This is a genomic window from Candidatus Brocadia sinica JPN1 (assembly GCF_000949635.1).
GTDB classification, from domain to species: Bacteria; Planctomycetota; Brocadiia; order Brocadiales; family Brocadiaceae; genus Brocadia; species Brocadia sinica.
On record NZ_BAFN01000001.1, the window covers coordinates 400,438 to 412,491 of the forward strand.

Genomic DNA, 12,054 nt, shown 5'->3' on the forward strand with positions numbered 1-12,054 from the left:
CACATATTAAATATTATTTTCCCCTTACGCCAGCATATATTCAATCACCTTTTTTCCCGGTATAAATTTGTTCAACTGACTCAAGCCCAATCTTTCAACAGCTACGGCAATAATCCTCTCTTCTGACGGCTCTTTTGAATAAAAACGACCGGCGGTCAGCAATGCCTCCTTGGGAACAAGACCAACAATCTCGCTCCCAGTAACACGTACGCCTAATACACCGGCCTGTTTCTTGACCTCTTCAAAGGCCACGTGCGGTGGGGCAACTTTGTAATTCAGCAGGTTCATGGAGACCTGGGTAATGTTGTGTTCCTTCAAATGCACACCCATGGCCTGTACGAATTTTAGCAGCCCAGGGATGCGCACCTTTTCCCCCTTTTCGTTGATCTTGACAACCCCTGATGCCCTTACAATCCCAGAAATCTTGTTGGCTATCTGGATATTCTGTGTATCGAGATTCACGTTGTATGCAATTAAAAATTCCCGTGCGCCAATTACCGTAGCCCCCGTCTTTCTCACGTTGTCGTTAAATTCAGCATGACCATAGTCGGGTCGCCACTTTTCGTCTTTAAGTCTTTCGGGCAGGCTTTCATACTCCCCCTTTCTGATATCGGGTAATAAATGTCGTTCTGGAATCATCGCGGCCTCTCCATACAGATAAACGGGGATACCAAGCCACTCCCCTACTTTCTTTCCCAGTACTCGTGCAATCTGAACACACTCGTCCATCGTAACATTGGCTACGGGAACAAATGGACAGACGTCAGTGGCGCCGATGCGGGGATGGGCGCCTTTGTGCTTTGACATATCGATAACCTCCGCTGCCATCTCGATGGCATAAAAAGCCGCATCCTTGACTGCCTCGGGTTTACCTGCAAAGGTAACAACGGTACGATTATAGTCTGTGTCTGATTCTACATTGAGCAATTTAACGCCTTGTACCTGTTCGATTTCACTGACAATCCTGACTATTTTTTGGGCATCCCGGCCTTCGCTGAAATTTGGGACACATTCAATAATTTTATTCATTTTTTAAAATATGGTGATGATGATTACCCCCACAATCATAACAATGCCTCCAATCAATCGCTCCCTGATATTCGTCTCTTTAAACCAAATAGCACCATACATGATACCAAAAAGGAGGCTCATACGTTTTACCGAAATGACATAGGGAACTTCCGCAATGCTTACTGCCAGAAAGTGTGTAATGGTGGCAAAGGCAAGGGCTAATCCAATCAGGCTAAATATGGTACCATGAGAAAATATCTGCTTCATTTTACCATGATTCTTCCAGACAAGAACAGGAAAAAGGATTGCTGCAAGGATGGGGAGATACGTTGCCGCAAAGAATAAAGGGCTGGAGTGCAGTATGGCCATTTTCCCTAAGTTGGATGTAATACTGTATATAAAGGCAACAACAATCATGTACACCGAGCCACGTTCCCGTCCTATGGCTTTAAAGGGTTCTAATATGCCTTTCCTGGTAGTCCTCACATTCAACAGGTAGGCTCCAATAGCAGTGAGCACAATACCCATGATTCCATATTGATCAAGCCTTTCCCCAAGTATCAGATTTGAAGTAAAGATCATAAAGATTGGGCTTAATGCCAGGAATGGTAAAGTAATGGATAAAGGCGATACCTTGATAGCCTTCATGTATAATATAAGAGCAATGGTTTCTAACGGAAACAAAATAAGCATTGCAAGGAAAAAATACATGTCTAGCCTGGGTATTTCTATGAAGGGTAAAAGTAAGAGTAAAAAAGGTGTGGCAAATCCGACACGCACCCAGGCAACAAGGTATTCGTTACTCTCAAGAAGTGACTTTTTACAGAGGGCATCAGCCGATGCCGCAAAAAAGGCACAAAACAGCGACAGGAGGAACCAATTCAAGGCGGACCATTGAAAAAAGAATACAACGACGTTTTAAAAATAACCGCAGATTGCTCAGATTCCACAGATGGTTCATATTTTTTATCTGTGTAATCTGCGAAATCTGTGGTTCCAGATGTTTCTTATCGGTCAGAGATAATCCATTGCTAGAGTTTATAGCCGATTTTACGAAGGAATTGCTTGCGGTTTTGGATGTCTTTTTCACCCTCAACTGCCTTTGGACTATACCCGTCAATAACACCCAGTATACCTCTTCCCAGTTCGGTTTCCGCTACAATAACTTGCACAGGATTTGCGGTCGCACAAAAGATGGAGCATACTTCAGGACAAGCCTTAATAGCATTCAGCACATTCACCGGAAATGCCTCTTTGATGAGAATGACAAAGGTATGGCCAGCGGCAATATTCCGGGCGTTTTGAATAGCAATCTCTTTGAGAGCATTATCGTTCCCTTCTGCCCTGATTAGGCATGGGCCAGAGGCTTCACAGAAGGCGACACCAAACTTAATGCCGGGTACGGAATTAACCATGACCTCATATAAGTCTTCCGCCGTTTTAATAAAATGAGTGTGCCCAATAATTACATTGGATCCTTCAGGGATTTTCATTATAACGGTCTTAATTTCTATCATGATTTATTTCAACTCTATAATGTTGACTTTTCCGAAACTGTCAAGGGGTTTATCGAACTTTTCCTTATCACCAACCACGAGAATTTTGATCTCGTCCGGATGCAGATATTTCCTGGCAACCCGCTGAACGTCTTCCTGGGTAACTGACTGCACTTTATCCAGATACGTCTCGAAATAATTCAACGGTAAATCCTCGTACTCAATATCGACCTTTTGTGCCACGATACTTGCGCTGGTCATAAACCGGAAGACGAACTGGTTCATAAAGGTTTCTTTCGCCAGCGCCAATTCCTCTTTATCAATTGGCGCCTTCCGAATTTTATCAATTTCTTCAAGCGCAATCGAAATGGCGCGGTTGGTCGATTCTAATTTAGTTTGACATGAGACAAAAAATATCCCAAGGTCTCGTGCGGTTTGAAAAGCGCTGAAGGCTGAGTATGCAAGACCCTCATCCGAACGAATTCTGCCCGGAATACGTGCCGTAAAGCTTCCGCCACCCAGGATAAAATTCATTATCATAACGGGAAAATAATCCGGGCTTTTCCGGTGAATTCCCAGATGCCCCATAATCACATTCGCCTGATTAATATCCTTGTACACATAATACACTGACTTCTCGAAGCGTTTTTCGACCTTTGGTACTTCCGGAAAATCAGTATCCTCTTTTTTCCAGCCTGCAAATACCGCATCCAGCTTTTTAATAATTTCTTCCTTATTGAAATCACCTGAGATACCAAGGATAATATTATTCGGATGAAAAAATTTCTTGTGAAAAGCAACCATGTCATCTCTTGTAATCTTCTCAATGGATTCCAGAGTTCCGTCAATCTTTCGGCTGTATGGGTGTTTGCTGTCATACAGAATTCTGCGAAATTCCCTGTGCGCGATTTGTGTAGGATTATCGTTCTCACGCCGGATGGATTCAATGACTTCGTCCTTTCGCATCTTGATCTTATCTTCAGGGAATGCAGGGTTCATGAGTACATCGGCAAAGATTTTTAAGCCTTTATCAATATCTTTTTTGAGCGTAGATAAACTTGCACTACCTGATTCGCGATCAATGGAGGTTTCCACAGAGGCTGCCATAAACTCGATTTCTTCATTCATCTTATCGGGCGGCATGGCTATTGTACCACCGCTTCTCATCACATATCCTGTCAAACTGGCCAATCCAGCCTTTTCCTGAGGCTCATAAATTGCGCCAGTCCTGATACGTGCGGTAATATTAAACAATGGCAGATCATGGTCTTCCAGGAGATACAAAATCATACCATTTTCTAAAACAACCCGATCAACTTTTGGTGGGATAAAATTGAGAGGTTTGAATTTGAAACCAGAAACAATCTTCGCGCCTTCCGACTCCGGCTTTCCCACCGATGGAGCAACAACACGTTCATGCCCCTGAGACTGCGCAAAGAGACGAGTGGAAGAAACAACAGAAAACAAGAACGCTATACATACAATCGGAAATACGAAATATTTATTTTTGATCACGTTAAAATCTCCCTGATTTCTAATCATTAATATTATGGAGTTACAGCTGTTTAGTAAGCAACTGCGGGCTTTTCCGCCTTACTCTTTTCCTTTGTCTCTTTCATCTTCTGGTTATTTTCCTTTTTCACCAAAATAGCCACAGTTCGGTTGTTTTTCGTCAAATATTTATTTACGACCCTCATCACGTCCTCTGCGGTAACTTGTGCCAGTTTGTCCATGAAGGTATTAATGTAGCGCCAGTCGGAAAGAACCTCAAAATTCCCTATTTCATTAGCAAGACCAGAGGCAGAGTTAAGGTCTCGGATAAAATCCGCTTCTAATTGGTTTTTGATTTTTTGCAGCTCCCAATCAGTGGGTGGGACATTTTTTAGTTTTTCAATCTCATCGTAAAATGCAGATTCTATCTCTGCCACGGTATGCGGTGCCCGTGGCACAGCAATAAAGGTAAATGTATCTGGATATTTCCCTATTCCACTATAGGCGTGAGCCATGACGGCAATACGCTTATCATCAATCAGAGATTTATACAATCTGGATGTCCGTCCGTCCGAAAGAAGTGAACTCACGACATCCAGGGCATAGAGGTCTGGATGACCAATCGCAGGGATGTGATAGGAAATGGCTATATAAGGATTTGATTCAAATTCAATTTCTACTCGTCGTTCCCCTTTCTGTTCGGGTTCTATCGTTTTTACCTTTGGCGGCGCCGGTTGGCCTGGAATATCACTAAAGTATTTTTCCACTAATTTTATTGCATTGTCAGGATTAAAATCTCCTACCATGACAACCACGGCATTATTGGGAGCATAGTATCGTTTAAAATACTCCTCTGTTTCCGCCTTAGTGACATTTTGTATATCGGATCTCCACCCAATGGTGGGCCAACGGTAAGGGTGGGCGATGAAGGTTATGGCATTAAGTTGTTCAATCAGCAACCCCATTGGGCTATTCTCAGTTCTGAGTCGTCTCTCTTCCATAACAACATCCCGTTCGGAGTAAAATTCCCTGAGCACGAGATTTTTCATCCGATCTGACTCAATAAATGCCCACAATTCTAATTTGTTTGCAGGAAGATCGCAGAAGTAATACGTACCATCAGTACTCGTTGCTGCATTAAGCCCGGAAGCCCCATGTCGTAAATATAAAGAAAAAACTTCGTCTTTAACCACCAAATCCCGGAGTTTCTTTCTTACTTCTTCCAATTCCTTTTCAAGTGATTCAATTTTTTTCCTGTCGGCAGTCTCTTCATTGCTTTTTTCTGTAGAAATTTTCATAACCAATTCGTCTTCCCTGCCAAGCAAGGATTTTTCCGCCGCGTAATCCCTGGTTCCGAATATCTTTGTCCCTTTAAACATCATATGCTCAAAAAGGTGTGAAACACCAGTAATCCCAGGTCGTTCGTCGACGGACCCCACCTTATAATTAATACGAACACATACGATAGGGACATCATGCTTTTCCAGCATAAGTAACGTTAAACCGTTTTTGAGTACATGCTCTTTAACGTCAAGCTTCAGGGAATTAGCAAACACCCTACCTGTAAACAACACAATAAAAGTTATGATTGAAAGGATTGATACCAGGGTCTTCTTTTTCATTTTCTCCATGCTCCTTATTCTTTCACTAAGTAATGGTCTGCCTGCTCATAAATAAAAATTTTAAGATGTAAGCTACTACGTTTACAACGTAATTTTTCATTATCTTTTGGCATGTTTCATTGTCACATCGTAATCTTTTAAACACCTTTGGTCAACAGAAAGTTTCTCGATTCTCGTTATCTGTACCCGTAAAGAAATGACTCTTGAATATTAAGATGTATTCATGTAATATATCCCAAACCATCATGCAGACTAATACTGAATTGATCGTTAGAAGGGGAATTTTTGGAATAAACAAGGAGTCAGTCATCATGAAAAAAGGAAGATATTTCATTGTTATCATAATTGCATCTGCTTTTTTACTTTGGGCTGGATATACCGGCAATGCAGGTGAACTGAGGCACGATGCAAATGCAGCAAAACAGCTGGAGATTATCAGGAAAGATTTAAGCGGTCTGACTGAAATGAAATTTAAAGATGCAAAAAAGTATTATGAAGAGTCGCTTAAAGAATTGAACAGATTGATCGAAAAATACCCCAAGACACAGCAGGAACTGGAAGCGAAGTTCTATATTGGCAATATTTACAATACAATGCATAATTTTGATGAGGCTACGAAATATTTTGATACTGTGCTGAGTCAAAAAGACATTGACAGCCTTTTTAGGGCGAAAGCATTGTATTTTAAAACAAAGGCGCTGATAGCAAAAGGTGACATTGCAAAAGCAAAAGAAACGGTTGCGGAATTAAAACTAATCGATCCGAGGGCAGCCGATACCTTTGGAAGAGAATTAACCGGTACAATACGGATCGGCGTGGAAGCCCCGGTATTCAGTGTTACGGATTTTAACGGAAAAGCGGTCGATTTATCAAAATACAAAGGAAATATCGTTGTCATAGATTTTTGGGCAACGTGGTGCGATCCATGTATTCAGGAATTTCCCAAAGTGAAAAAAATGTACGGTAAGTTTAAGAATAAAGGTGTCCAGTTCATTGGCGTAAGCCTGGATGACGATATTGAGGATTTACGGGGCTTTGTGAAGCAGGAAGAAGTGGAATGGCCACAGATATTTGATGGAAAACGATGGAAAGGGGAAATTCCTGCCTTATATAGTATTCAACTAATACCCACAATGATTGTGCTGGATAGGGAAAATAAAGTGCGCTATATTGGAAGTGACACTGAAAACGTCTCTCAAATTGTCACCACACTCCTTTCTGAATCAAAGGAGCTGCCCTTATTCCGATAAAGTGAGTAAAACTGGTTTCCTTTTTATGGAAATCCTTCGATACCTAATTGCTTGCTGAACTGTATTATCAGCAATAAAATTCCAAACACAATAATTGCAATTATTAAAATCCAGTCTTTCTTTTTTTGGGCGGTCTTTAAGGGTTTTTCCAAAGAGGCAACGGTTTTCTCTCCTGTTTCAACAGCAATTGTTTCCAAGGTGACTTGGGTACGTTTTAATTCTGCTTTTTTATCCTTAGCGCCCGATACGGTTGCTGTCTTTTGCGGGGGTCTTACATCAGTCTTTGGTCTTTCCGTTTGCTGAGTTTGTATTTTTTGTTGCGGCTTTGCTTCTGGTTTTACCTGGATATTCGATTTTTTCTGATCATCGGGTATCAAAGTTAAAAATTCGCCACAAAAACGACACTTAATCGCTTCATCCTTAATTTCTTCCGCACAATAAGGACATTTCTTCATAATTTTTCCTTTTTGGTTTTAAAGAAATATATCCCTAAAAAGGCGACAATGAATAACCAGATTTGTATCGTCATTATGTAATAAAGGAAACCTTTCACAAGCTTGCCAACATACGTTTTCTCTAATTTTTCAGCCCCCTTTTTAAAGGGGCTCTTAAACAAGCTCTTCCCCACCTTCTTGAACGGTTTAAAAAGATGTTTGTATGCAGGGTCTTTTTTATCCACTTTAATATAGGGGGACTTGTATTCTGTTTCAGCAGGAAGTTTTTCCCCAGTTGGCGGCTTAGGAGACTCTGTATATCGTTTTTCAAGCTGCTTTGTCGTCTCTAATACAGCCGGCGCTTCCGATTCTGTCACAGATGACTGGATACCTGCAGGAGGCCTGGCTTCCCCTGCCTGTGGAGATACTGGTTTTACCACAACAGGCCTTTCCTTTTCAGCCTCTTTTTCGGGAGAGACTGATTCTGTGACCCTTGTATCGGTTACTGTCGTCTCCGGCGGTCTTGTCTCTGTTGTCGGCCGAGTTTCTTCCGGTTCTGGCTTTTCTTCCTGCTCTTCCCTTTGCGGAGGCGGCGCAACAGGCTTCACCACCTGAGAAGAACCACCCACCATACCCTGCATACGTTCTTCAATTAATTTTTTATACTTTTGAAGTTCTTCTTCTGCTTTATCGCTCATGCCTAATTTTTTGTATGCAAGCCAAAGTCGCTGGTAGGCTTCAACATATTCTGGTTTAATCCTGGTTACCTTGGTAAATTCCTTAACGGCATCATCAAACATGTTTTGCCGGAAATAGATACTCCCCATACCAAAGTGTGCTTCGGCGTGGTCTGGATTAAGCTCTATAACTTTCCTTAACATCTCCAGGGACTGATCCAATTTCCCCAACTTGTATAAGTTGTATGCATCCAAGTAACACTTATTCGCCTCATCATCTCTTTGAGCAAAGAGCGTCTGTATATTAAGGATACTCGTTAAAACAATAATGGGTAAAAGAATGACACTTTTTTTCATATTATGAATAATAACAGCTTTAAACCAATAGTAAAAATAAATTTTATTTGCTTTCTTTGAGTTTATTATAAGAATCTAATGCCTGATTTGCCTCTTCTTCCATACCCTTCTTCTTATAAATCAGGTACATTTCTTTATAAACATTACCAAGATCGGGGTTAATGGTTAAGGCTGTTTTTAGTTCTGTAAGTGCATCGTCAAGTAAGTCTTTTTTGTGATACATCATACCTAATGCTACATGAGCTTCTGAAAAATTCGGATTTTTCCCCAGTTCTTCCTTTAATGCAGTGATAGCTTTATCGAGTTTTTCCTGAGGTACTTGTTGTATATATTGATCCAGGGTCTTGAAATTGGATTTTGAAAGGGAACGCTGCTTATATTTTAAATACACAAAAAAACTGACAGAGATTAAGAGTATTATAAAAGCAGCCCCTATAAGGAGAAAAAACACTTGTCGTTTCATAGTCATGGTTTTATCTTCTTGAAATTTTCAATTTGAACGCAAAAAGCCAAGTTGTCACATTTTTCATATCCTGATATCTTGCAGACCCCATTGGATACCATTATAGCAGCCGTATGCCCAATTCTTTCAGTTGCTGGAGATCTACTTCCGAGGGTGCATTTGTCATAAGGCACGTAGCCTTCTGTGTCTTAGGAAATGCGATAACCTCGCGAATGTCATCGAGCTGTAATAACAATGTAACCATGCGGTCAACCCCCAGGGCAATCCCGCCGTGAGGAGGAGCGCCATACTTCAATGCATCGAGTAAAAATCCAAATTTTGCATAAGCACTTTCATCCTCTATCCCAAGTAAACGGAAGACCCTCTTTTGTACTTCAGGGGCATGGATACGGATGCTGCCCCCTCCAAGTTCTACGCCATTGAGTACAAGGTCATACGCACGCGCCTTAACTTCCAGGGGTTTCTCTTCCAGGATTGGAAGGTCATCGGGATGAGGAGATGTAAACGGATGATGAAGCGCTTCATATCGTTGCAAGTCTTCGTTATAGTCAAATAAGGGGAAATCCACAACCCATGAAAAATAGAATGTATTTGTGTCAATGAGTTTATTTTTTTGCGCAAGATGCAATCTGAGTTGTGCCAGGGACTGGGATACCACCTTGGGTTTATCAGCAACGAAAAGGAGCAAATCTCCCTTTTTCGCGTCCATGTACTGCCGTATCTTTTCCCGGGTTTCTTCCGGAAAGAATTTTGTTATGGAAGAGGACAGTCCCTTTTCTTCCACCTTGAACCACGCAAGCCCCTTTGCCCCGAATTGACCAACAAAGGCCGTTAAATCATCGATGTCTTTTCTTGAAAAATTCCCGCAGCCATTCGCATTGACACCACGAACCTGTCCACCTGATTTCACCGTATCTAAAAACACTTTGAAATCTGATTTTTGAACTATGTCAGATATATCTTTTATTTTCATCCCAAAGCGTAAATCGGGGGCATCGCAGCCGTAAGAAGCCATGGCTTCGTTATACGAAAGCCGTGGGAAGGGAGTGGCAACCTTTTTCCCGATCACCTTATCGAAAATTGCAGCAACGAGTCCCTCAATGATCTGGATAATATCATTTTCATCTACAAACGACATCTCCATATCCATTTGTGTAAATTCAGGCTGTCGCTGTGCACGGAGGTCTTCGTCACGGAAACAGCGTACTATTTGAAAGTAACGATCGTAACCTGCCACCATGAGAATCTGCTTAAAAAGTTGGGGAGATTGCGGCAGGGCGTAAAACTTTCCGAGATTTACCCTGCTGGGTACCAAATAATCCCTTGCCCCTTCCGGAGTACTCTTTGTCAGCACGGGCGTTTCGATATCAATAAAATTCAACCGGTCGAGGTATTCACGTATCACCTGACAGACCTTGTGACGGAAGATCAATCGCCTCTGCATAACGGGACGTCTCAGATCCAGGTATCGGTGCTTGAGACGTAATTCTAAAGATACCTTACTTTCGTCCTCGATCTCGAATGGGGGGGTTTCTGATTTATTTAATATCTCGAGAGTGTCGGCGTATACTTCGATTTCTCCGGTATCCAGATTGGGATTCAATGTACCCTCGGGTCTTGCAGAAACTGCGCCCTGTATAGCCACAACATATTCAGGTCTCAATTGTCCGGCAGTAGTGTAGAATTCGTTTCCTTTGTCAGGATTGAAAACCACCTGGGTAATACCGTATCGGTCACGCAAATCAATAAAGATTAGCCCTCCGTGGTCCCGAATACTGCTTACCCAGCCCAACAGGGTAACGGTTGATTTCACATCTTTTATCCGTAATTGACCACAGGTATGTGTTCGTTTCAATTTAGACATGTATTGACTATCTCCAGGAAATTCAGAATTTGTTAACTCTTGAGAGGTGGCTGTTGATTTTGGAACCACTTGAGTACTTCGCTCTGTTTCAGAGAAATTTCTTCGCTCGTTTCCATCACCTTGACCTTCACGTCGCCACGGGCAAGTTCATCGGGACCCAACACTACAACGTATTTTACCCCTAATTTATTTGCCGTGCGCATTTGTGCCTTGGGACTTCTTCCTTCGTAATCAAAATCAGCGGAAATATCGGCCTTTCTCAAAAGATTGAGCAGGTAAAAACATTTTTTTTTCGTTTCTTCTCCAATAGAAACGATATACACCAGGGGGGAAGGAACGGAAACCTCCTGATAAACGGATTTATTCTTTGCCATAACATTTTCAAGAGCCAGGATCGTTGCCTCCATCCCGATAGCAAATCCGACGGAGCCAATAGGAGGTCCCCCAATATCGGAAATCAAATTGTCATATCTCCCGCCAGCGCAAATGGCATCACGAGCGCCCAGCGACAGGTGGGTGATTTCATAAACAGTTTTTGTATAATAATCCAGCCCTCTTACCAGATGAGCATCTGCAATATAGGGAATGCCAATCTCCAAAAGCGATTCTCTTACTGCTTTTGCATGAGAATGGCATTCTCCGCACAAATAATCATTAATGGAAGGCATCGTATGGCTAATTGTTTTGCATTTTTCATTTTTACAATCCAGGATGCGGAATACATTCCGGTTTAACCGTGACTGACAGAGATCACATAATTCATTTTCATGTTCACAGAGTTTCTCTTTAAGGATATTTCTGAAAACAGGTCTGCATTTTTCACACCCTATAGAATTAATCTTGACCTTATATCCCTTCAGACCAATGCGGTCGAATATCCGGGTGGCCACACTGATGGTCTCCACATCAAGCAAAGGGTCGGTGGCGCCCACCGCTTCTATACCCATCTGGTGGAACTGGCGAAGCCGTCCAGCCTGCGGACGTTCCTTTCTGAATTGGGGACCGATATAGTAAAATTTTTGGAATTTTTTTGTCTTATATAATTCATACTCTAAGTATGCCCGCATAACGGGTGCTGTACTTTCAGGACGCAGGGTGATGCTTGAGTCTTCGCTATCAGCAAAGGTATACATCTCCTTTTCAACAATGTCTGTAGCTTCCCCAATACTCCTGACAAATAAACGAGTATCCTCAAAAATGGGAGTGCGGATTTCATAATATCCACAGAGTTCAAACTCCTGCCGCCCAATTTCCTCAAGCTTTCGCCATAAAGCCCATTTCGTTGGCAATATATCTTCAGTACCCCTGGGCGCCTTAAAGGTATACTCGGCCTTCTTCTCTGTATTCACGTTCATTCCACCAGTCCTATTGATTTATAGCAAGCAAAAA

At 42.0% G+C, this 12,054-nt stretch carries 11 protein-coding genes; 1 reads left to right on the plus strand and 10 read right to left on the minus strand.

Annotation, left to right across the window (positions count from 1 at the left end):
* Positions 1 to 24 precede the first annotated feature (24 nt).
* The 5 genes from ftcD to BROSI_RS01815 all read right to left on the minus strand — a co-directional run bounded on the left by ftcD (position 25) and on the right by BROSI_RS01815 (position 5,620).
* Positions 25 to 1,029: a glutamate formimidoyltransferase gene (gene ftcD / locus BROSI_RS01790; protein ID WP_052561812.1), complete on the minus strand. Its 1,005-nt coding sequence runs from the start codon at positions 1,027 to 1,029 to the stop codon at positions 25 to 27.
* Positions 1,030 to 1,032: 3 nt separating this feature from the next.
* Positions 1,033 to 1,896: a DMT family transporter gene (locus tag BROSI_RS01795; RefSeq protein ID WP_082058965.1), complete on the minus strand. Its 864-nt coding sequence runs from the start codon at positions 1,894 to 1,896 to the stop codon at positions 1,033 to 1,035.
* Positions 1,897 to 2,042: 146 nt separating this feature from the next.
* On the minus strand, positions 2,043 to 2,525 hold the full coding sequence (locus BROSI_RS01805; protein ID WP_052565584.1) for an adenosine-specific kinase: 483 nt from the start codon (positions 2,523 to 2,525) through the stop codon (positions 2,043 to 2,045).
* Positions 2,526 to 2,531: 6 nt separating this feature from the next.
* A complete protein-coding gene (locus BROSI_RS01810; RefSeq protein ID WP_052561817.1) occupies positions 2,532 to 4,022 on the minus strand; it encodes a M16 family metallopeptidase in 1,491 nt (496 codons plus the stop codon).
* Positions 4,023 to 4,072: 50 nt separating this feature from the next.
* Positions 4,073 to 5,620 carry a M16 family metallopeptidase gene (locus BROSI_RS01815; RefSeq protein ID WP_052561818.1) on the minus strand — a complete coding sequence of 516 codons (1,548 nt, stop codon included), beginning with the start codon at positions 5,618 to 5,620 and terminating at the stop codon, positions 4,073 to 4,075.
* Between the two features lie 311 nt (positions 5,621 to 5,931).
* Between BROSI_RS01815 and BROSI_RS01820 the strand changes: the two genes are divergently transcribed.
* Entirely contained in the window at positions 5,932 to 6,870 is a 939-nt protein-coding gene (locus BROSI_RS01820; RefSeq protein WP_052561820.1) for a redoxin domain-containing protein, read from the plus strand.
* A gap of 23 nt (positions 6,871 to 6,893) precedes the next feature.
* Here the strand turns inward: BROSI_RS01820 and BROSI_RS20330 are convergent, their stop codons facing one another.
* The 5 genes from BROSI_RS20330 to hisS form a co-directional block, all read right to left on the minus strand.
* Positions 6,894 to 7,325, minus strand: a complete 432-nt coding sequence (locus BROSI_RS20330; RefSeq protein ID WP_052561822.1) for a zinc ribbon domain-containing protein — start codon at positions 7,323 to 7,325, stop codon at positions 6,894 to 6,896.
* Positions 7,322 to 8,338: a tetratricopeptide repeat protein gene (locus BROSI_RS01830; RefSeq protein ID WP_052561824.1), complete on the minus strand. Its 1,017-nt coding sequence runs from the start codon at positions 8,336 to 8,338 to the stop codon at positions 7,322 to 7,324. Before BROSI_RS01830 ends, BROSI_RS20330 begins: the two co-directional genes overlap by 4 nt.
* Positions 8,339 to 8,381: 43 nt before the next feature.
* Positions 8,382 to 8,807 carry a hypothetical protein gene (locus BROSI_RS01835; protein ID WP_052561825.1) on the minus strand — a complete coding sequence of 142 codons (426 nt, stop codon included), beginning with the start codon at positions 8,805 to 8,807 and terminating at the stop codon, positions 8,382 to 8,384.
* 94 nt (positions 8,808 to 8,901) lie between these two features.
* A complete protein-coding gene (gene aspS, locus BROSI_RS01840; RefSeq protein WP_052561827.1) occupies positions 8,902 to 10,665 on the minus strand; it encodes an aspartate--tRNA ligase in 1,764 nt (587 codons plus the stop codon).
* Positions 10,666 to 10,697: 32 nt separating this feature from the next.
* On the minus strand, positions 10,698 to 12,020 hold the full coding sequence (gene hisS, locus BROSI_RS01845; protein ID WP_082058969.1) for a histidine--tRNA ligase: 1,323 nt from the start codon (positions 12,018 to 12,020) through the stop codon (positions 10,698 to 10,700).
* Positions 12,021 to 12,054 lie beyond the last annotated feature (34 nt).

Coding starts and splice junctions, on each gene's coding strand:
- aspS (WP_052561827.1), bottom strand. CDS start 10,665: ATGTCTAAATTGAAACGAACACATACCTGTGGTCAATTACGGATAAAA.
- BROSI_RS01815 (WP_052561818.1), bottom strand. CDS start 5,620: ATGAAAAAGAAGACCCTGGTATCAATCCTTTCAATCATAACTTTTATT.
- ftcD (WP_052561812.1), bottom strand. CDS start 1,029: ATGAATAAAATTATTGAATGTGTCCCAAATTTCAGCGAAGGCCGGGAT.
- BROSI_RS20330 (WP_052561822.1), bottom strand. CDS start 7,325: ATGAAGAAATGTCCTTATTGTGCGGAAGAAATTAAGGATGAAGCGATT.
- hisS (WP_082058969.1), bottom strand. CDS start 12,020: ATGAACGTGAATACAGAGAAGAAGGCCGAGTATACCTTTAAGGCGCCC.
- BROSI_RS01830 (WP_052561824.1), bottom strand. CDS start 8,338: ATGAAAAAAAGTGTCATTCTTTTACCCATTATTGTTTTAACGAGTATC.
- BROSI_RS01835 (WP_052561825.1), bottom strand. CDS start 8,807: ATGACTATGAAACGACAAGTGTTTTTTCTCCTTATAGGGGCTGCTTTT.
- BROSI_RS01820 (WP_052561820.1), top strand. CDS start 5,932: ATGAAAAAAGGAAGATATTTCATTGTTATCATAATTGCATCTGCTTTT.